Source organism: Methylocella silvestris (genome assembly GCF_002891535.1).
Taxonomy (GTDB): Bacteria; Pseudomonadota; Alphaproteobacteria; order Rhizobiales; family Beijerinckiaceae; genus Methylocapsa; species Methylocapsa silvestris_A.
Window position 1 is genome coordinate 69,218 of sequence record NZ_PDZR01000016.1, and the last position, 18,449, is coordinate 87,666.

General features: G+C 63.3%; 19 protein-coding genes and 1 pseudogene. 6 read left to right on the plus strand and 14 right to left on the minus strand.

What is annotated here, in order from left to right; all coding sequences use genetic code 11:
• Nucleotides 1-179 precede the first annotated feature (179 nt).
• From CR492_RS21530 to CR492_RS13890, 9 genes and pseudogenes are all read right to left on the minus strand, one after another.
• Nucleotides 180-314: pseudogene (locus tag CR492_RS21530) on the minus strand (imidazole glycerol phosphate synthase subunit HisF); the annotation flags it as partial.
• Nucleotides 298-1,329 (minus strand): restriction endonuclease, encoded by a 1,032-nt coding sequence (locus CR492_RS13855; protein WP_102844333.1) that lies wholly within the window; start codon nucleotides 1,327-1,329, stop codon nucleotides 298-300. The gene CR492_RS13855 and the pseudogene CR492_RS21530, both read right to left, overlap by 17 nt.
• Complete coding sequence (gene hisA, locus CR492_RS13860) at nucleotides 1,319-2,068, minus strand: 1-(5-phosphoribosyl)-5-[(5-phosphoribosylamino)methylideneamino]imidazole-4-carboxamide isomerase (protein ID WP_102844334.1); 750 nt, start codon at nucleotides 2,066-2,068, stop codon at nucleotides 1,319-1,321. The genes CR492_RS13855 and hisA overlap by 11 nt, the downstream gene beginning before the upstream one ends.
• Nucleotides 2,065-2,715: an imidazole glycerol phosphate synthase subunit HisH gene (gene hisH / locus CR492_RS13865; RefSeq protein WP_102844335.1), complete on the minus strand. Its 651-nt coding sequence runs from the start codon at nucleotides 2,713-2,715 to the stop codon at nucleotides 2,065-2,067. Before hisH ends, hisA begins: the two co-directional genes overlap by 4 nt.
• Entirely contained in the window at nucleotides 2,712-3,188 is a 477-nt protein-coding gene (locus CR492_RS13870) for a DUF2628 domain-containing protein (RefSeq protein ID WP_102844336.1), read from the minus strand. The genes hisH and CR492_RS13870 overlap by 4 nt, the downstream gene beginning before the upstream one ends.
• A gap of 238 nt (nucleotides 3,189-3,426) precedes the next feature.
• Nucleotides 3,427-4,020 carry an imidazoleglycerol-phosphate dehydratase HisB gene (gene hisB, locus CR492_RS13875; protein ID WP_102844337.1) on the minus strand — a complete coding sequence of 198 codons (594 nt, stop codon included), beginning with the start codon at nucleotides 4,018-4,020 and terminating at the stop codon, nucleotides 3,427-3,429.
• Between the two features lie 68 nt (nucleotides 4,021-4,088).
• On the minus strand, nucleotides 4,089-5,381 hold the full coding sequence (locus CR492_RS13880; RefSeq protein WP_102844338.1) for a DUF1576 domain-containing protein: 1,293 nt from the start codon (nucleotides 5,379-5,381) through the stop codon (nucleotides 4,089-4,091).
• Between the two features lie 45 nt (nucleotides 5,382-5,426).
• Nucleotides 5,427-6,782, minus strand: a complete 1,356-nt coding sequence (gene hemN, locus CR492_RS13885; protein WP_102844339.1) for an oxygen-independent coproporphyrinogen III oxidase — start codon at nucleotides 6,780-6,782, stop codon at nucleotides 5,427-5,429.
• 64 nt (nucleotides 6,783-6,846) lie between these two features.
• Complete coding sequence (locus CR492_RS13890) at nucleotides 6,847-7,227, minus strand: YybH family protein (RefSeq protein WP_102844340.1); 381 nt, start codon at nucleotides 7,225-7,227, stop codon at nucleotides 6,847-6,849.
• 167 nt (nucleotides 7,228-7,394) lie between these two features.
• Between CR492_RS13890 and hslV the strand changes: the two genes are divergently transcribed.
• Nucleotides 7,395-7,976 (plus strand): ATP-dependent protease subunit HslV, encoded by a 582-nt coding sequence (hslV, locus tag CR492_RS13895; RefSeq protein ID WP_102844341.1) that lies wholly within the window; start codon nucleotides 7,395-7,397, stop codon nucleotides 7,974-7,976.
• A 75-nt stretch (nucleotides 7,977-8,051) separates the two neighbouring features.
• The gene (hslU, locus tag CR492_RS13900; RefSeq protein WP_102844362.1) at nucleotides 8,052-9,365 is read left to right on the plus strand and encodes an ATP-dependent protease ATPase subunit HslU; all 1,314 of its coding nucleotides are present in this window, start codon (nucleotides 8,052-8,054) and stop codon (nucleotides 9,363-9,365) included.
• On the opposite strand, the gene CR492_RS13905 is transcribed toward hslU, so the two are convergent.
• On the minus strand, nucleotides 9,362-9,970 hold the full coding sequence (locus CR492_RS13905) for a CGNR zinc finger domain-containing protein (RefSeq protein WP_102844342.1): 609 nt from the start codon (nucleotides 9,968-9,970) through the stop codon (nucleotides 9,362-9,364). The genes hslU and CR492_RS13905 overlap by 4 nt on opposite strands.
• A gap of 132 nt (nucleotides 9,971-10,102) precedes the next feature.
• Here CR492_RS13905 and CR492_RS13910 point away from each other — a divergent pair, with 132 nt between their 5' ends.
• Nucleotides 10,103-10,972, plus strand: coding sequence for an alpha/beta fold hydrolase (locus CR492_RS13910; protein ID WP_102844343.1), 870 nt, complete (start codon nucleotides 10,103-10,105; stop codon nucleotides 10,970-10,972).
• Between the two features lie 101 nt (nucleotides 10,973-11,073).
• A complete protein-coding gene (locus tag CR492_RS13915) occupies nucleotides 11,074-11,940 on the plus strand; it encodes a pirin family protein (protein ID WP_102844344.1) in 867 nt (288 codons plus the stop codon).
• 119 nt (nucleotides 11,941-12,059) lie between these two features.
• On the opposite strand, the gene CR492_RS13920 is transcribed toward CR492_RS13915, so the two are convergent.
• The 3 genes from CR492_RS13920 to CR492_RS13930 form a co-directional block, all read right to left on the minus strand.
• Nucleotides 12,060-12,776 carry an MgtC/SapB family protein gene (locus tag CR492_RS13920; RefSeq protein ID WP_102844345.1) on the minus strand — a complete coding sequence of 239 codons (717 nt, stop codon included), beginning with the start codon at nucleotides 12,774-12,776 and terminating at the stop codon, nucleotides 12,060-12,062.
• 89 nt (nucleotides 12,777-12,865) lie between these two features.
• Complete coding sequence (locus CR492_RS13925; RefSeq protein WP_102844346.1) at nucleotides 12,866-13,489, minus strand: pyridoxamine 5'-phosphate oxidase family protein; 624 nt, start codon at nucleotides 13,487-13,489, stop codon at nucleotides 12,866-12,868.
• A gap of 74 nt (nucleotides 13,490-13,563) precedes the next feature.
• Nucleotides 13,564-14,115, minus strand: a complete 552-nt coding sequence (locus tag CR492_RS13930) for a carboxymuconolactone decarboxylase family protein (RefSeq protein WP_102844347.1) — start codon at nucleotides 14,113-14,115, stop codon at nucleotides 13,564-13,566.
• A 115-nt stretch (nucleotides 14,116-14,230) separates the two neighbouring features.
• Here CR492_RS13930 and CR492_RS13935 point away from each other — a divergent pair, with 115 nt between their 5' ends.
• Entirely contained in the window at nucleotides 14,231-15,142 is a 912-nt protein-coding gene (locus CR492_RS13935; RefSeq protein ID WP_102844363.1) for a LysR family transcriptional regulator, read from the plus strand.
• A 130-nt stretch (nucleotides 15,143-15,272) separates the two neighbouring features.
• On the plus strand, nucleotides 15,273-16,307 hold the full coding sequence (gene trpS, locus CR492_RS13940) for a tryptophan--tRNA ligase (RefSeq protein ID WP_102844348.1): 1,035 nt from the start codon (nucleotides 15,273-15,275) through the stop codon (nucleotides 16,305-16,307).
• A 659-nt stretch (nucleotides 16,308-16,966) separates the two neighbouring features.
• Here the strand turns inward: trpS and CR492_RS13945 are convergent.
• A complete protein-coding gene (locus CR492_RS13945; RefSeq protein WP_102844349.1) occupies nucleotides 16,967-18,421 on the minus strand; it encodes a GntP family permease in 1,455 nt (484 codons plus the stop codon).
• Nucleotides 18,422-18,449: the final 28 nt, after the last annotated feature.

Consider the following 18,449-nt stretch of genomic DNA (forward strand, 5'->3'; position numbering starts at 1 on the left):
AGGTTCCCCCTGATAGCTTTTCTTCTAGAAAAATCGCTTGCAATATTGCTCCGCTTGGCGCGACTGACAAGACGAAGATGAAAGGCTCGCAAGCGCCGCCAGCGCGGCCGCAAGAGACGCGCTCAGGCCGGGCGTAGATCCCCACCGCGATCTGACTCGGAAAGAGTCTTGCCGCTTTGCGCGATGATGTCGAGGAAGCAGAGCTCGTCGGTACCGCCGGCGTCATAGGCAATAGCGGCTTCGACCGGATCGTCGGCAACGCGCCGTCCTGACGTTAGGCAGGGAATGATGCGGGATTTAAGTACTAGGCCAATATATCTGCTTGAGCGGAAGAAGCCGCCTTGTTGTTTCGTCGAGTTTCGAATAACTGCCAAGAAGCGCCGTTATGAGGCCGTCGTTATCTAATAGTTTTATGGGAATCGATGCGCGCTCCGCTTCATAATATGCTTCCTGCGTAAATCCTCCCGTACTCACATAGAGACTCTTCTCATGCGGCTTCCGTCCGCCGAGAAAGCTTCGGATTTCAGGGGCTCCCATTCTGCCCGAGCGGTGTTTAACTTCGACGATGACTCGCGGCTCGACGAAGCCGAATCCATCGAGAGAAGCTTCAATGTCTTTGCCGCGGTCAGCACCCCGCTTCGAGACACGCGTTACATATCCCATCGCCCGCAAAAGAGCGGCCACCAATTCCTGCATCTGCTCCCAGTTTAGCTTTGCAACCCGATCTTTGATGCGTTCTGAAGCCTGGTCCTCGATTTCTTGGCTCGTCGCCGTTGCGAGCGAAGCCAAAGTCTCGCTTGCAGTGGAGTCGGTTGGCGTCCCCGGAAGATCGGTCTCAAATCGAGCGGCTTCGTTGAGTGAGCCGTCGGCCCATAACTCGCCAGAGACGGACTCCGGAATTTGAAAGAGCGTAAGCGTGGAACCGAGCGTGTTCCGCGCAGTCTGACTGAGGTCATCGCGCGAACGCTCCTTTTCCCAGTCAACCGTACGACGGTTCGATAATCCGTCAATTTCCTGTTTGGGGTCGAACACATAATCACCGGTAATTCTTCCGCAGAGGTAAGTGCGAGCGCCGCCATCGTATGTAACAACTTGGTCGCCTATTTTAATTTCTTTGACAAAACGAAACAGCTGCCCCGCGGCGACGATTGCCATTTGTTCGGTATAGTCAGAAAAGACTAAGCGAAGATGGGCCGCCAATGCTTTCCTGTTATGGAAGCCGCTCAGATTTCCGGCCTCCGCCCAGCCGACCGAGACGAATTTTTCAGTTCGGAAAATTTCGAAATAAAGGCTCTGACGCCCCGCCCGAATCATCCAGCTACTTGGCATCAGCGTGGTCTCCGCTTTTTGCGATCAGCTCCAGCGCGGCGCTCGGGTCGAGCCGTCCGTCGTACAGCGCCCGCCCCGTAATCGCGCCTTCGAGCTTTGCGCAGTCCGGCTGCAATAGCCGCTCGACATCCTTGAGCGAGGCGAGGCCGCCCGAGGCGATGACCGGGATCTTCAGCGCCTCGGCGAGCGCGAGCGTTCCCTCGATATTGAGGCCGGTCAGAAGACCGTCGCGCGAAATATCCGTGTAGATGATGGCGGCGACGCCGGCGTCCTCGAAGCGTCGGCCAAGCTCGAGCGCGGTGATGTCGGAGGTTTCCGCCCAGCCCTCGACGGCGACGCGCCCGTCCCGCGCGTCGATCCCGACCGCGATTTTTCCCGGATGCAGCCTCGCCGCCTTGCGCGTAAAATCGGGGTCGCGCAGGGCGGCCGTGCCGATGATGATCCGCGCCACGCCCTTTTCGAGCCATCCCTCGACGGTTTCAAGATTGCGCACGCCGCCGCCGAGCTGCACGGGAATTTTCACGCGCGCCAGCACGGCCTCGACCGCGGCGGCGTTCTGCGGCTTGCCGGCGAAGGCGCCGTCGAGATCGACCATATGCAGCCAGGAAAAGCCCTGCCGCTCGAATTGCTCGGCCTGCGCCGCCGGATCGTCGCCGAAGACGGTCGCCTGCGCCATGTCGCCCTGAATGAGGCGGACGCAGCGGCCGCCCTTGAGGTCGATCGCCGGAAACAGGATCATGGCCGCCACCTCAGGAAATTGGCGATCAGCGCGAGGCCGAGGCTCTGGCTTTTTTCCGGATGGAATTGCGAGCCTAAAATATTGTCGCGCCCGATCAGCGCCGCGACTTTTCCGCCGTAATCGGTCGAGGCGATGACGCTTGCCGCCTGCGCCGGCCGGAATTCATAGGAATGCACGAAATAAGCGTGCAGCCCCTTCTCTCCGGTCGGGATGTCGCGCAGCACAGGATGCGCGCGCGCCGGAAGCAGCGTGTTCCAGCCCATATGCGGGATGCGCAGGCCGGGATCGGCCGGCGCCATCGCGTCGACCTCGCCCTCGATCCAGCCAAGGCCCGCCGTTTGCCCATGTTCGAGGCCGCGCGTCGCCAGGAGTTGCATGCCGACGCAGATGCCGAAGAAGGGCCGGCCCTTTTCCAGCACGGCTTCGTTCAACGCCTCGACCATGCCGGAAATCTCATCAAGGCCGCGCCGACAATCGGCGAAGGCGCCGACGCCCGGCAGCACGATCTGGTCCGCGCGCGAAATCTCGATCGGGTCCGGCGTGACGCGGATCGACGCATCGATCCCGGCCTCGCGGGCGGCGCGCTCGAACGCTTTATGGGCGGAATGAAGATTGCCCGAGCCGTAATCGACGATGGCGATTTTCAACGTCCGGCGCCTCGCCTGTCGGGCTCCGGCAGGCTGCCGATCACGCCGGGCGCGGCTCTTGCCGGCCCCGGCGCGGCGGCGGGGGCCGGCGCGGTTTCAGCGCTCGGGCCGATCGCGCGGTAAAAGGTCATCTCGGCCTCTTCGAGCCCGGGCGCCGCGACGATCTCGGCAAGATCATAGCCTTTGCGCCAAAGTTGCCGCTCGATCAGTCGATTGGCCTCAACCCCCAGCCAGAGATGCATAAAAAATAAGAGAACCAATATCGAGCCGGCCGAGAGTGTTCCGGCCGCTGCGAGTCCGATCAGACTCAGCGCCGCGACGAGCCAGAAGGCGGCGGCGAGGAAAAAGCCGCGCCAGATCAGGAACAGCGGGCCATACAGAAAGGCCGCGAACGAAAATCCCTCGCGCACGAAAGCCGCCTCCGCGGCCGCGCTCGGGCCTCCAACCGGCAGATGCACCGAATAGACGGCCATAGGCAGTGTTCCTTGACAGGCGGTTCCGCCTCGTCCTTCGAGACGCGAGCTTTGCTCGCTCCTCAGGATGAGGCGGGGTACATTGTTTCAGCATCCGCTTGATCCAAAAAGCCTTCAGCTTTTCGGGCAGATGCTCTGGAGCTTGATGCGTTCATACTGAATCGCATCATGCCCTCTAAGCTTTTGTTTCAACGCATGATCTTGGTCGAAAAAGTCTGCAACTTTTTCGGATCATGCTCTAGCCGGCGAGCGATCCCTTGGTCGAGGGGATGGCGCCTTTCTGGCGCGGATCGACCTCGATCGCAAGGCGCAGCGCCCGCGCGAGCGCCTTGAAGCATGATTCAGCGATATGGTGCGCGTTCACGCCATATAAAGTCTCGATATGGACGGTGAGCCCGGCGTTCATGACGAAGGCCTGAAAGAACTCGCGCACCAATTCCGTGTCGAACTCGCCGATCTTTGCGCGCGGGAACTCGGTTTTGAACACAAGGAACGGCCGGCCCGACACGTCGATCGCGGCCCTTGTCAGTGTCTCGTCCATCGGCAGCAGCGCGTCGGCGTAGCGCGCGATCCCGGCGCGCTCGCCCAGCGCCTGGCGCAGCGCCTGGCCGAGCGCGATGCCGGTATCCTCGACCGTGTGATGCTGGTCGATATGCAAATCGCCCTTGGCCGCCACGGAAATGTCGATCAGCGAATGGCGCGCCAGCTGCTCCAGCATATGGTCGAAAAATCCGACGCCGGTCGAGATTTCGGCCGCTCCCGTCCCGTCGAGATCGACGGAAACCGTGATCTCGGTCTCCCTGGTTTTACGGGAAATACTGGCGGCGCGCATTTTTCAGATCTCTCGGGCGAAGCCGCGTCTCTAGCAAGCTACTGGCGCATTGGCTAGCGGATCCGCCCTCAGTTCGCCTCTTCCGGCTTTTCCTTCGTGCGCAAAGCCAAAATGACCGGCGCCAGCACGCTGGCGACGATGCCGGCGGCAAAGCCATTATTATAGAGATTGAGGCCGCCGTGGAAGCGAACCATGGAAAGCGCCGCCGACGAATGGATAAAACCGGCGACGATCCCCCAGCCCCAGCCGAAGCGCCCGGCGATCGGCGCGAGCGTCGTGCCGAACAGCGCGGCGAGGATGATCGACGGGTCCGCCGCATTCCACGGCTTTGCGAGCGAGCCCAGAAACACGCCCGCCATGATCGGCGTGATGTTGCGCGGATGCTTGCCGAAGGCGGCAAAGCCGACGATCGTGAACATCGCGCCGATGATCGGCCCGTTAAGATCGGCGCCGAGCGCCAGCACATAGGCCATGGCGATGAAGCCGCAGAGGCCCATATTGGCGAAGGCCGGGCCAAGACCGATCAGCGTCGTGAAATCGCTCGGCGCCTGGCCGGTCAGGCGCATGATGTCTTTCATCTTCGAGAGCGCGCCGGGGTCGAGGCAGAGGCCGACGCCAATCATCGTGGCAAAGATGCCGGACAGGAGCAGCCCGAGCGAAAAATTGTTGCCGCCGCTCCAGATCAGCACCGGATCGGGAATGAAGCCGTAGGATTTATAGAGCGCGACCACCAGCGTGCCGACGATCCCGGCGGTAAATCCCATATTGTACAGGGAAAAGCCCGCATGGGCCTTGAACAGCTGGGCGGCCGCCGGCGGCAGGATGAAGCCGATGAGAAGGCTTGTCGAGAGGGCAAGCGGCGCCGCTACGGGCAGGCTCAGCGCGCCGCTGAACAGGATTTCCGAGAAGACAGGCGCCAGCGCGGCGCCGAAGAAGGCCGTGTTGATATGGGCGGAAAACGGCTCGCCTTTATAGAGGGTGAAGAGAAACACGCCGGCGACGACCGGCCAGATATTGAAGAGATTTTTGCCGAACAGGCCGAACCCCAGCACCAGAAACAGGCAGGCGATCGCCGCGCCGCCGACCGGAGCCCGCGCGATCCAGTAGATGAGACACACGAGAAGCGTCAAAAGCCCGGCGTTGACGAAGGCCGCGCCGAGGCCGCCGACGCCGATATAATCGGTGATCAGCGTATCGCGGGCAAACAGGATGGCGCGGAGGCCGTGCAGGATCGCATCCAGCGGCGCCTGCGCGAGGCCAAAGACAAGGAAGGCGGCGGCGGCAAGGGCGACGAGGCCGAGGATGAGCGCGTCGCGGCCCCTGTCCGAGGCTTGCAGTCTGGCGAACAGTCCGGCCGGCATAGGCTCCGCTTCAGCTCCGCACAGCCTCCGCCGGCGTTTTTTGGATCAGATCGCCAGCGAATGCCGGGCGCTGCCGCCGGGCGAGAGATAAGCGTCGAAGCGCGCGCAAATATGGCGCACGAAGGGTTTTCCACGCTCCGTCAGCCGGAAGCCGCCCGGCGCCCGCTCGACGAAACCTTCAGCGTCCTCCGCGATGACCGCTTCGGCCTCGTGCTTGATTGAAGCCGCCGCCGCGCCAAAGCCTCTCTCAAGATCGGAAAAATCGAGCGCAAAATCGCACATCAGCCGTTCGATCACATGGGCGCGCAGGCGATCGTCCGGCGTCAGCGCAAAGCCGCGCACGCTCGCAAGCCCCTGCGCCTCGACAAGCGCAGCATAGACGCCGACGGTAGGCGCGTTCTGCGCGAAGCCTTGCGGCAGCCGCCCGATCGCCGACGCGCCAAACCCGATCAGGGTCTCGCAGCCATCCGCCGTATAGCCCTGAAAGTTGCGGTTGAGCTTTCCGTCCGCAAGGCTGTCGCCCGGTTTGGCGAAATGATCGATGCCGAGGGCGACATAGCCGGCCCGGCGCAACCCTTCCGCCGCCGCGCGCGCCTGCGCAAAGCGTTCGAGCGGAGGCGGCAGCGCCGCCTCGTCGATCAGCCGCTGGTTGCGCATCCGATGCGGCAGATGCGCATAGCCAAACAGCGCGATGCGGTCGGGCGAAAGGCTCAAGACCTGATCCAGCGTGCGGGAGAGGCTCGAAACGCTCTGGCGCGGCAGGCCATAGACGAGATCGATATTGATCGAGCCGACTCCTCGGGCGCGGAACAGATTGACCGCCTCCTTCGTAGCTGCAAAACTCTGGATGCGGCCGATCGCCTCCTGAACCTCTTCGTCAAAGTCCTGCACGCCGAGCGAGACGCGCGTGACGCCGGCGCGCACGAAAGCCGACGCCTTCTGCCCGCTCATCAGGCGCGGATCGATCTCGACGGCGAATTCCGCGCCGGGCTCAATGGCAAAACAGCGTTTCAGCGCGCCGGCGAGACGTTCGATGTCGGCGGGCGCGAGAATATCGGGCGAACCGCCGCCCCAATGCAGATGGTCAAGGCGCAGCTTGCCCGGCAGCGCTGCGGCGGTCGCGTCGATTTCCGCCAGGAGCGTATCGACATAGGCGGCGACGGGTTCATAGCGCCGCGTCGCCTTGGTCGAGCAGCCGCAATACCAGCAAAGATCCGTGCAGAACGGAATGTGCAGATAGGCCGAAACCGCCTCGCCCGCCGGCAAGGCGCCGAGCCAGCCGCGGTAGGCCTCATGATCGACGCCGGCATGAAAATGATTGGCGGTCGGGTAGCTGGTGTAGCGCGGCAAAGCGGTCGCATGGCGCGCGACGACGTCGGCGGGGATGGGGTCGTGGGTCATGGCGCGCAAATTAAGGGGCGCTGAGCCGAGCGTCCATCGACTGGGTCAAATTGCGCGCAGGCGTTTATTTCTCTTCAGCCATCACATTCGAATCGCGGGCGACGCGCCAGCGGCCCTCGTCCTTGCGCAGGATGGTCAGCGTGTAGCCGCGCATGCGCTTTTCCGCGCGGCCGGGCGGCGTCATCGTCACCGTGACAGCGTTTCGCATAAACGCCCAATCGCCGAGAACCTTGATTTCGGCGATCTCATAGGAGCCGTCGACCACGACGCCGCGCAGGAATTGCAGTCCCGCGGCGAAGGCGTTTTTGCCGAAGGGCGGCTGGCCCGTGACGCTGAAAATGGCGTCCTCCGCGATGAGGCCGAGTATCGCGTCGAAATCCCCGGCTTTGCTGGCCGAAAACCAGCTTTCCACCAGATCGCGGATTTGGCGTTCGTCGTCGGACATGATGGCTTACTCCTTTCATCGTTCGGGCTGCACGGGGCGGGAGGGACCAACCCTCTCTTGCACAGCGGCTGGCTAAACCATAGATGAGTTTTGCCGGCCCCTGCCGTGACCCATCCTGTCGTCGCGCGCCCGGTTCCTTCCCAGAAAGTCCCGCCCAGAAAGTCCCGATGCTCCAATCGCCTTCCGAACAATCCAGCGCCGCCATTTGGCATGGCACGACGATCATCCTCGTCAAGAAAGACGGGCGCACCGTCATCGGCGGCGACGGGCAGGTTTCGATCGGCCAGACCATCGTCAAGGGCAACGCCAAAAAAGTGCGCCGGCTCGCCAAGGGCGAGGTCATCGGCGGATTCGCCGGGGCGACGGCCGACGCCTTTACGCTGTTCGAGCGGCTCGAGGCCAAGCTCGAACAATATCCCGGCCAGCTGATGCGCGCCTGCGTCGAGCTCGCCAAGGATTGGCGCACCGACCGCTATTTGCGCCGGCTCGAGGCGATGATGCTCGTCGCCGACGCCAAGGCCGCGCTGGTTCTGACCGGCAATGGCGACGTTTTGGAGCCGGAGGCGACCGAACGCGGCTCGGTCATGGGCATCGGCTCCGGCGGCAATTATGCGCTTGCGGCGGCCAGGGCCTTGCTCGACACCGACCGGGACGCTGCGTCGATCGCGCGGCGCGCGCTCGAAATCGCGTCGGAAATCTGCGTCTATACAAATCGCAATGTGGTGATCGAGGAGATCGCCTCGAACTAGGGCCGCCGCGCCCTGATCGCCCAATCCCCCGGCGACTTGGCGCGCAAGCCCGGCGTCTCGTATATTGAAGAGAGCATGACTGACTTTTCCCCCCGCGAAATCGTTTCCGAACTCGACCGCTTCATTGTCGGCCAGCACGACGCCAAGCGCGCCGTCGCTATTGCGCTGCGCAATCGCTGGCGCCGCCTGCGCCTCGAAGGCTCGATGCGCGACGAGGTTCTGCCAAAAAATATCCTGATGATCGGGCCGACCGGCTGCGGCAAGACCGAAATCTCGCGCCGCCTCGCCAAAATGGCCGGCGCGCCGTTTTTGAAGGTCGAGGCGACCAAATTCACCGAGGTCGGCTATGTCGGACGCGACGTCGAGCAGATCGTGCGCGACCTCCTCGAGACCGCGATTTCGATGATCAGGGAGGATAAGCGCAAGCTTGTCCGCGCCAAGGCCGAACTGGCGGCGGAGGATCGCATCCTCGACGCGCTGGTCGGGCCGGGCGCCTCGCCGCCGACCCGCGACAGCTTTCGCAAAAAGCTCCGCGCCGGCGAACTTCAAGACAAGGAGATCGAGGTCGAGATCGCGCAGGGGGCCGGCGGCGCCATGCCGATGTTTGAACTGCCGAACATGCCGGGCGCGCAGATTGGCGCGATGTCGCTCGGCGACATGTTCGGCAAGGCCTTCGGCAAGGGCGGCAAGCCGCGCCGCATGAGCGTCAAGGACGCTGTCGAGCCCCTCATCAATGAGGAGGGCGACAAGCTGATGGATCAGGACGTCATCGTGCGCGAGGCCATCGTCGAGGTCGAGAACAAGGGCATCGTGTTTCTGGACGAGATCGACAAGATCTGCGTCCGCGAAGGCGCGCGCGGCGGCGCCGACGTCTCGCGCGAGGGCGTGCAGCGCGACCTGCTGCCGCTGATCGAGGGCGCCAATGTGCCGACCAAGCACGGGGTGGTGAAGACCGACCATATTTTGTTCATCGCCTCCGGCGCCTTTCACGTTTCAAAGCCCTCGGACCTTTTGCCCGAATTGCAGGGGCGCCTGCCGATCCGCGTCGAACTTGCGCCGCTGACGGAAGATGATTTCCGCCGCATCCTGACCGACACCGAGGCGAGCCTTCTCAAGCAATATGAAGCGCTGATGCGCACCGAGGGGGTCGAGCTTTCTTTCACGCCGGACGCCGTCAATGCGCTGGCGCGGATCGCGGCGCAGGTGAATTCGAGCGTCGAAAACATCGGCGCGCGCCGGCTGCAGACGGTGATGGAGCGCGTGCTCGACGAGATCAGCTTTGCGGCGACGGACCGTTTTGGCGAAAAAATCGAGATCGACGCCGCCTATGTCGAGCAGCACATCGGCGATCTCGCGCGGAACGCGGATTTGAGCCGGTTTATCCTTTAGCCCTTCGTCCGGGCGCGGTGCGCCGCTGCTTTGGCCCGGTTGCCGCAAACGGCCATACTGCACCAGCGCCGGGCATGCGATTTGGTTCGGTCGATAAACATGAGGCTGCACGCCCCGCCCTCGCAGCGGCGCAGCAGGTTTAAATCCTCATTGCAAAGGAGATCGGCGATCGCCCACGCCAGTGGCTGCAGCAGCTGATCGGGACGGCTCAGCGCCGGGGCGCGCTCGATGTGAAAGCGCGGGGCGCCTTCGGCGTTGGTCCCGACGACGAGACGCGCCCGGCTCTCATCCGCCGCGAGCAGCTCATTAAGGGGAGAAAGCCGATCCGCTTGAGGCAGGACGGAACGATCGGACAGCAGCGCGCGCAGCTGCTCGCGCAGGTGTCGCGCCTCGGTCGCGACCGGATCGAGGCGCTCAACGCCTCCTTCGCGCGCTTTGGCGCATGCGTTGGCGTCGATCGCGCCTGATTTTTCCAGCCAGACCAGAAAATCCGCGCCCGAGCCGAGCCATTCGGTCCTGTCGGCCGTGATGGAGTTCAGAAAATCGATCGCCAGATGGCCGCCGATCAGATGTGGCTCGGGCGGATTTTTATGCGGCGCAGTCATGGTCGGTCCCCACCTGTCAGGCGCAACTGCGCCATAACCTCAGAAGTTGGCATTGACAGGTTATGTCGTCATAAATAACCTCTAAAAACCAAGCTTAAAGGTTATTATTGGTCTCGGTCCTGGAGGATCTTCATGGCGCGCTTCAATTTCATCTCCGTCAACGATCATCGCCTGTTCTATCGCGAGGCGGGCGATCCGAAAAACCCGGCGATTCTGCTGCTGCACGGCTTTCCAAGCTCGTCGCATATGTTCCGCGATCTCATCCCGCTGCTTGCGGAAAACTATCATGTGATCGCGCCGGATCTGCCGGGCTTCGGCTTTACCGAAGTTCGCAGCGCCCCGCCGTTCAAATTCGGTTTTGACAATCTCGCCGAGGTCGTCGCGGCCTTCACCGACGCCGTCGGGCTAAGCCGCCACGCCATTTATGTGTTCGACTATGGCGCCCCTGTAGGCTTTCGGCTGGCGCTCGCGCGGCCGAAACAGGTTACGGCGATCATCTCGCAGAACGGCAACGCCTATGAGGAGGGCTTGAGCGAGGGCTGGAACCCGATCCAGACCTATTGGCGTGAGCCGAGCGACGCGCATCGCGCGGCGCTCCGCGCGTTTCTCACGCTTGAGGCGACCAAATGGCAATATGTCCATGGCGTCGCGGACGAGAGCGCCGTTGCGCCGGAATCCTATACGCTCGACGCCGCCTTGCTGGCGCGGCCAGGCAATGATGAGATTCAGCTCGACCTGTTTCTTGATTACGCCAGCAATGTTGCGCTCTATCCGGCGTTTCAGGACTATTTCAGGCGCGAGCGCCCGCCTTTGCACGCAATTTGGGGCCGCAACGACCCCTTCTTCCTTCCGGCGGGAGCCGAGGCATTTGCGAAAGACAATCCCAAAGCGGAAATCCGCCTTCTCGATACGGGCCACTTCGCGCTCGAGACGCATTCGGCCGAGATCGCAGCGCGCATGAAAGATTTTCTCGGCAGATGCGTCACCGCCGCGGCCGCTTAGGGCGGGCGCCTGACGTCGCGGCGTCTTCCGCTTGGCGCATTCCGACCCTATCTTTCCAGCAAGCGCCGCCAGCGCACGAGCGGCGCGGCAGGAGACAGGTCATGAGGAAGATCGCCGGAGTGTTTGGCGCTCCGAAGCCGCATTGGGTCGGGGACGGGTTTCCGGTTCGCACGCTCTTTTCACATGGCAGCCATGGCGAGGCTGTGAGCCCGTTCCTGCTGCTCGACTATGCCGGCCCCGCGCGTTTCCCGCCGGCGTCGACGCCGCGCGGAGTCGGCGTGCATCCGCACAAGGGATTTGAAACCGTCACCATCGTCTATAGCGGCGAGGTCGAGCATCGCGATTCGACGGGCGAGGGCGGCGTCATCGGTCCCGGCGATGCGCAATGGATGACGGCGGCCAGCGGCATTCTGCATCAGGAGCATCATTCGCAGGACTTTACGCGCGAGGGCGGCGAGTTGGAGATGATCCAGCTCTGGGTCAACCTTCCGGCCGCCGACAAAAACGCGCCGCCCGGTTATCAGACCCTGGCCGACCGAAACATTCCCTCTGTCGATCTTCCCGATGAGGCCGGCCGCGTGCGCGTCATCGCCGGTGATTTTTTGGGGACCAAAGGCCCCGCGCGCACTTTCACCCCGGTCAATCTGTGGGATGTTCGCCTGCGGCGCGGCGGGCGCGCGAGTTTTTCGGCGCCCGAGGGCCATACGCTCGCGATCGTTGTGCTCAAGGGCGCCGTGCTGATCAATGGCGAGACGATTGCGCGGGAGGCGCAGCTCGCGCTGTTCGAGCGCAAGGGCGGTTCGATCGCCATCGAGGCCAATAGCGACGCGGCGCTGCTGATCCTGTCCGGCGAGCCGATCGACGAGCCGGTTTTCATGCAGGGGCCGTTCGTGATGAACAGCCGCGAGGAGATCCGGCAGGCGATCGAGGATTTCCAGCAGGGACGGTTCGGCAGGATTCTGGCTTAGAGCGCTTATCGATCACGTGGAAACATGTGATCGATAAGAAATCGCTCCGCCTCAATAAGTTGGAGCATGTCCTTATCGTCCAGATGATTCCATCTGAACGTTACATGCTCCAGCGCGCCTCACCCGGCGGTGCTGCCCTCCCATGTCGCGTGGCGCACGCCGTCTTCTTTTTCCATGCCCGAAGTGACGGCGTCGATCTCTTTCGGGTCGATGGCGGTGCTGACGAGCGTCGCGACAATATCGACCGTCTCGTCGCCACGGTCGGCGATTTCGACGTCGCCGACGGGATAGTCGGCCTGTTCCAGTCTTTCGACGAGCAGCTCGCGCAGGGCCGGCGCGTTGTCGCGGCGGGCGGTCACCCGCACCTCATAGGTCGCTTCCGCCTTCTGCTCATTGATGGGGATGCGGTCGATCGCGTTGACGAGCGGGCGCAGCAGCGTATTGCCGGCGATCACGAACACCGTCAGCAGAGCGCCTTCGGCCACCATATCCGTCCCGGCGCAGGCGCCGACCGCCGCCGAGCACCAGAGCGTCGCGGCCGTGTTGAGGCCGCGCACATTCAAGCCCTCCTTCATGATCACGCCGGCGCCGAGAAAGCCGATGCCGGAGACCACATAGGAAATGACCCGGACCGCTTCCTCCGAGCCGGCGATCCGCTGCGCCAGATCGACGAAGGCGGCGGCGCCGACCGCGACCAGCACATTGGTGCGCAGCCCTGCCGTGCGCTGCCGGTACTGGCGCTCGGCGCCAATCAGCGTACCAAACAGAAAGGCGGCGAACAGGCTGACCGCCGTGTCGAGGAAGGGATAGAGATCAAAGGTTTGGATAAACCGCACGGGCGAAGTCCGGATGCTCCGGCAAGGGGCCGACGCGGAGCAGCCATAAGCTAGGCCGCGGCGAAACGCCAGCGATCACACGCCGGTTTTCAAGGTGTGGTTTTCGCCCGCAACGCCTTGAGCTCGGCTTCGAGCGCGGCGATACGCCGGTCGCGCTCGCCAAGCGCGGCGGCGACGTCGGCGGCCTCGAATCGTTGCGGGATATGTTGCGGGCAATTGGCGTCCCAGGCCGAAACCGTAAAGAGGATCGCCTGTTCGCCGCGCGCGCGATAGCCGTCCGGCATCAAGCCGGCGAGCAGACCATCGTCATTTTCAACGGCGCGCGCCTCGCCCCAGATCTTGATGCGTCGGCGCTGCGCATAATCGATCAGGAACAATTGCGCCTTTGGATTTTCGGCGAGATTGCCAAGCGTCACATATTGGCGATTGCCCGCAAAATCGGCGAAACCGATGGTCTTGTCGTCGAGCACGCGCAAGAAGCCCGGCGGTCCGCCGCGATGCTGGATATAGGGCTGCCCGTCGCGGCTCGCCGTCGCGAGAAAAACGCTGATCTGCGCGCCGATGAAGGCGGCAAGATCGGGCGTGATCCTTGTTTCAAACGAGCCTTTCTCTTCGAGCCGCGCATAGGCGGCGCGCGAGCCCTTGCGCGTTTGCGCCGCCTTGACGGAGGGCGTGAAGATGACGTCGCTGGAAAAAGTCTGCGTTGCTCCCATCGTCGCCTCCAAAATTTTGTCCGCATCCGATTGGCGGCGTCGGCCGCTTGCTTGCCGCGCCGACGCCTGTCGCCTCAGGCCGCCGCCTGCGCGCGAACGGCGGGAAAGTCGATCTCGGTCTTCAGCGCTTCGTTCAGATAATTGGTCAGGACATTCGCTGCGACGTGGAAGATGATTTCGATGATCTGCGCGTCATCATATCCAGCGTTTTTCACCGCGAGAAACGCGTTCTCGTCGATGTGGCCGCGCGCCTGCGCCACCTTGAGGGCAAAGCGCACCGCGGCGTCCGCGGTGGGATCATTTGACCCGCCGGCGCGATTTGCCGCGATCTCCGCCTCGTCGAGCTTTGCGAGGTTGCGGCCAAGATAGCTGTGGGCCGAAAGGCAATAGTCGCAGCCGTTGAATTCAGCAATAGCGAGCGCGATTCGCTCGCGCGTCGGCGCGGGCAAGGCCCCCTTGGAGAGCCCGCCGGAGAGGCCGAGATAAGCCTCCAGCGCGGCGGGACTCGTCGCAATGAGACGAAACAGATTGGGCGCAACGCCAAGCTGTTTCTTGACGGCTTCGAGCAGCGGGCGCGCGGCGGCCGGGGCCTCGTCGATCGTCGCGGGGGTCGGGATGCGGGACATTGGCTTCTCCTGTGGCAAGAGGCCAGAAGCGGCCCCGGCGACAGAAGTAGCTCCTTCCTGAATTTAGCAGTAGACGCTAAGGTTGATAGATATCCGCCCGAAATATGGAAGTCTCGTGGATCGTCTTGAAACCATGGCGCTGCTGCTGAAGGCGGTCGAGGCCGGCAGCCTCTCCGCCGCCGGTCGAAGCCTCGGCCTGCCGCTTGCGACGCTCAGCCGGAAAATCTCGGATCTTGAGGCGCATCTTGGCGCGCGCCTCCTGATTCGATCCGCGCGCCGGCTGGAGCTGACCGACGCCGGGCGATCCTATGCGCTTGCCTGCAAGCGCATCCTTGAGGAGGTGGATGACGCCGAACGCGCCGCCGGCGGCGAATATCGCGCGCCGAAAGGCGAACTCACGATCACGGCGCCGATCGTGTTCGGGCGGCTCCACGGCGCGCCGGTCATCGCCGAATTCCTGAAAGCCTATCCCGAGATCGACGTCCGCCTCCTTCTCGGCGACCGCATCGTCAGTCTCGTCGAGGATCGCGTCGACCTTGCCATTCGCATCGGCGACCTGCCCGACAGCAGCCTTGTCGCCAGACGCATCGGCGCCGTCCGCCGCGTCATTTGCGCCAGTCCGGCCTATTTTGCGGCGCGCGGCGCGCCGCTGCGGCCGGAGGATTTATCCGCTCACGACTGCATCAGCTTCGAGGCGATGACGTCTTCGACGCAATGGCGCTTTGGGGCCGGCAAGGCGCGCCAATCCGTCCCGGTTCATTCGCGATTTGTCGTCAATACGGCCGAGGCCGCGATCGAAGCCGCGATCGCCGGCGTCGGCCTCACCTGCGTCCTGTCCTATCAGGCCGCGCGGGCGCTTGCCGACGGTTCGCTGGCCCTCGCGCTCGAGGATTTCGAGCCGCCGCCCTCGCCCGTCAATCTCGTTCACGCGGGCGAACATGTCGCGCCGCTGAAATTGCGCGCCTTCCTTGATTTCGCCGCGCCGCGTTTGCGCGATAGGCTGGCGCTCGCGGCTCCGCCGGCGTGACCGCTGCGGCGCTTCCTCAACAATTCCACGCGGCGCTTGTTCGACAATGCCGCGGCGCTTGCCTTGTCGGCAAAAGCTTGCGATAGCGCGCGACCTTTTAAAAAAATCAGCGGCAAGGAGCCGGGTCGACATGGCGAAATTCCCGGAACGCGTTTTTTCCGGCGTCCAGCCAACGGGAAATTTGCATCTTGGCAATTATCTCGGCGCCATCGTCAAATTCGTCGAGCTGCAGCGCACGCATGACTGTATCTATTGCGTCGTCGATCTGCACGCCATCACCGTGCCGCAAAAGCCGGAAGAGCTGAAAGCCTCGATCCGCGAAGTGACGGCGGCCTTCATCGCCTCCGGCGTCGATCCGAAGCAGCACATCATCTTCAACCAGAGCCAGGTCGCCGAGCACGCCGAACTCGCCTGGGTGTTCAACTGCGTCGCCCGCATCGGCTGGCTGAACCGCATGACGCAGTTCAAGGAGAAGGCGGGCAAGGATCGCGAGAACGCCTCGGTCGGCCTTTACGCCTACCCCTGCCTGATGGCGGCCGATATTCTGCTCTATCGCGCGACCCACGTGCCGGTCGGCGAGGACCAGAAGCAGCACCTCGAGCTCGCGCGGGACGTCGCCCAGAAATTCAATCTCGATTTTGCCGCCTCGATCGCCGCCAACGGTTTTGGCGAGGCGTTTTTCCCGCTGCCGGAGCCGCTGATTCAGGGGCCGGCGACGCGCGTCATGAGCCTTCGCGACGGCGCCAAGAAAATGTCGAAGTCCGACCCGTCCGATTATTCGCGCATCAACCTCTCGGACGACGCCGACGCCATCGCGCAAAAAGTGCGCAAGGCGAAGACCGACCCCGAGCCGCTGCCATCGGAGGTCGAGGGGCTCGCCGCCCGGCCCGAAGCCGACAATCTCGTCGGCATTTTTGCAGCGCTGAACGGGCAGACCAAGCCGGAGGTTTTGAGCGCTTTTGGCGGCGGCCAGTTCTCGGCGTTCAAATCGGCGCTGGTCGATCTGGCGGTCGCGAAAATCGGCCCGATCGGCGCCGAGATGAAGCGGCTGACGGCGGATGCGGCCTATATCGACAGCGTGCTCTGCGACGGCGCCGCGCGGGCGCGTGTGATCGCCAAGGACAATATGGCGGCGGTGAAGGATATTTTGGGGTTCGTGCGGTAGGGTGGCCGCTCGCAGTGTGTTGTTGTAGTGCGTTGCGGAAGGAAAGCAGCAAATTTAAGCAGCAAAAGCCCGGTTCGGAGGAGGAATGCGAAGGGGGTATATTTTAATAATTGCCGCAGGATTGCTCTCGGGTTGCCAGAATCTCCCATCGGCTTCGGGTGACGATAAGCATCAAGCGGGCGTAGCACACATTGCATGCTTGCACGAAAACGCGCGGAGGCTTGATGACGGTAAGTCGGATGTTTTAAGCGTGGCACTGGCTGTTAAGTCAGCTTGTACACTTCAATATCGCGATTCCTTAGGTACTTACAGCCGGGACATGAACCCCGCTGCAAAAACGATATTCGAGCAAAAAGCCGATAGGTTCGAGCTTGAATTTGCGTCGCAGGTAGTTCTCGAAGAACGCACAAAAAAATAGCACCGATTTGAAGCGGGCTTCGGTACGACCGGCAGAAGACCGATTGAACCCAAGGTAATACCGCGGCGGTGAAGGATATTTGGGGGCTACCGTGGGAAGTGGCGGCTCCTCGTTTCATCCTGAGGAGGGCTGAAGGCGCGTCTCGAAGGATGTGTTCAGGCGCCCGCCTGACGCCCTCGTGGTTCGAGACGATCGCTACGCGATCTCCTCACCATGAGGGCGGGGCCTTGAGCGAATGTTTTCAAAAACTCCCGACCAGCGAGCCGACGCCAATCACCGCGACAAGCGCCAAAATGGCGCTGACGACGGCGACCATGACGATATCGAGATAGCTCTCCTTGTGCGTCGTGCCGCAGACGGCCAGCATCGTCACCACCGCGCCATTGTGCGGCAGGCTGTCGAGCGTGCCCGAGCCGATCACGGCCACGCGATGCAGAAGCTCGGGGTTGAGGCCGATCTCGGCGGCGAGCTTCATATAGGTCGGCCCGAGCGCGTCGAGCGCGATGGTGAGGCCGCCCGAGGCTGAGCCGGTCAGCGCCGCGAGAATATTGGTGGCGACGGCGAGCGACACCAGCGGGCCGCCCTCGATCGACAGCACCCATTCGCGCACCGCGCCGAAAGCCGGCGTCGCCGCGACGACGGCGCCGAAGCCGACGAGGCTGGCGACGCTGAAAATCGGCAACACCGACGCGTTGACGCCGGCGTCCATGGTCGCGCGCAAATTCGGCGCGGCGCGGAAATTGAGCGCGAGAACGGTGATGATGGCGGCCGTCAACGCCACGATGACCGACCACACGCCGCCGACCGCCGAGAGGCTGGTCGGTCCCCAGCGATCCTGGCCGAGAAAGCTGACGTCGAGCCGCGGCAGGATCACGAAAGACATCAGGAGATTGACCACGACGACGACGACGAGCGGCAAGGCGGCGAGAATGATCGGCGGCGCGCTCGCGGCGTGTTCGCCCTTCTGAATCTCGGCGGGATCGAATTCGCGCGCCGTCGTTGCGCGCTCTCGGATGATTTCGTCATTTGCGGCGTCATTGCCCGCGACGGCGTCCTGCGGGCCAAATCCCTCGCCCGCGCGCCGCGCCCTGGCCTCAGCCCGTTTCAGCCACCAGAGGCCGAAGCCGAGCATGATGGCAGACGCCATAATGCCAAGGCCGGGCGCGGCGAAAGGCGTCGTGCCGAAAAAAGGCATCGGAATCGCGTTCTGGATCGCCGGCGTGCCGGGCATCGCCGACATCGTAAAGGTCGAAGTGCCGAGCGCAATGGCCGCCGGCATCAGCCGGCGCGGAATGCCGGCGGTGCGAAACAGAGCGAGAGCCATCGGCGCCAGCACGAAGAAGGCGACGAACAGGCTGACGCCGCCATAGGTGACAATGGCGCCGGCGAGCACCACCGAGAAAATGGCGCGCTCCGGCCCGAGCTTCGTCGTCATATAGTTTGCGATCGCGGTGACCGAGCCCGAATCGTCCATCAGCTTGCCGAACAGGGCGCCGAGCAGGAACAGCGGGAAAAACTGCGCGACGAAATCGGCCGCCGATCCCATGAAAGTTTGCGTCCAGCTCGCCAGCAGCGGCTCGCTCGAGAAGACCGCGGCGACAAGCGCGGCGATCGGCGCGAGGAGCAGCACGCTCCAGCCGCGGAAGGCGAAGAAGATGAGCAGGGCGAGCCCGAGGAAAATGCCAAGAAGACCCATGGCTCAGACGCCTTTTCCGCAATGTTCG

Coding starts and splice junctions, on each gene's coding strand:
- CR492_RS13855 (WP_102844333.1), bottom strand. CDS start 1,329: ATGCCAAGTAGCTGGATGATTCGGGCGGGGCGTCAGAGCCTTTATTTC.
- hisA (WP_102844334.1), bottom strand. CDS start 2,068: ATGATCCTGTTTCCGGCGATCGACCTCAAGGGCGGCCGCTGCGTCCGC.
- CR492_RS13870 (WP_102844336.1), bottom strand. CDS start 3,188: ATGGCCGTCTATTCGGTGCATCTGCCGGTTGGAGGCCCGAGCGCGGCC.
- hisB (WP_102844337.1), bottom strand. CDS start 4,020: ATGCGCGCCGCCAGTATTTCCCGTAAAACCAGGGAGACCGAGATCACG.
- CR492_RS13880 (WP_102844338.1), bottom strand. CDS start 5,381: ATGCCGGCCGGACTGTTCGCCAGACTGCAAGCCTCGGACAGGGGCCGC.
- hemN (WP_102844339.1), bottom strand. CDS start 6,782: ATGACCCACGACCCCATCCCCGCCGACGTCGTCGCGCGCCATGCGACC.
- CR492_RS13890 (WP_102844340.1), bottom strand. CDS start 7,227: ATGTCCGACGACGAACGCCAAATCCGCGATCTGGTGGAAAGCTGGTTT.
- hslV (WP_102844341.1), top strand. CDS start 7,395: ATGCTCCAATCGCCTTCCGAACAATCCAGCGCCGCCATTTGGCATGGC.
- hslU (WP_102844362.1), top strand. CDS start 8,052: ATGACTGACTTTTCCCCCCGCGAAATCGTTTCCGAACTCGACCGCTTC.
- CR492_RS13905 (WP_102844342.1), bottom strand. CDS start 9,970: ATGACTGCGCCGCATAAAAATCCGCCCGAGCCACATCTGATCGGCGGC.
- CR492_RS13910 (WP_102844343.1), top strand. CDS start 10,103: ATGGCGCGCTTCAATTTCATCTCCGTCAACGATCATCGCCTGTTCTAT.
- CR492_RS13915 (WP_102844344.1), top strand. CDS start 11,074: ATGAGGAAGATCGCCGGAGTGTTTGGCGCTCCGAAGCCGCATTGGGTC.
- CR492_RS13925 (WP_102844346.1), bottom strand. CDS start 13,489: ATGGGAGCAACGCAGACTTTTTCCAGCGACGTCATCTTCACGCCCTCC.
- CR492_RS13930 (WP_102844347.1), bottom strand. CDS start 14,115: ATGTCCCGCATCCCGACCCCCGCGACGATCGACGAGGCCCCGGCCGCC.
- trpS (WP_102844348.1), top strand. CDS start 15,273: ATGGCGAAATTCCCGGAACGCGTTTTTTCCGGCGTCCAGCCAACGGGA.
- CR492_RS13945 (WP_102844349.1), bottom strand. CDS start 18,421: ATGGGTCTTCTTGGCATTTTCCTCGGGCTCGCCCTGCTCATCTTCTTC.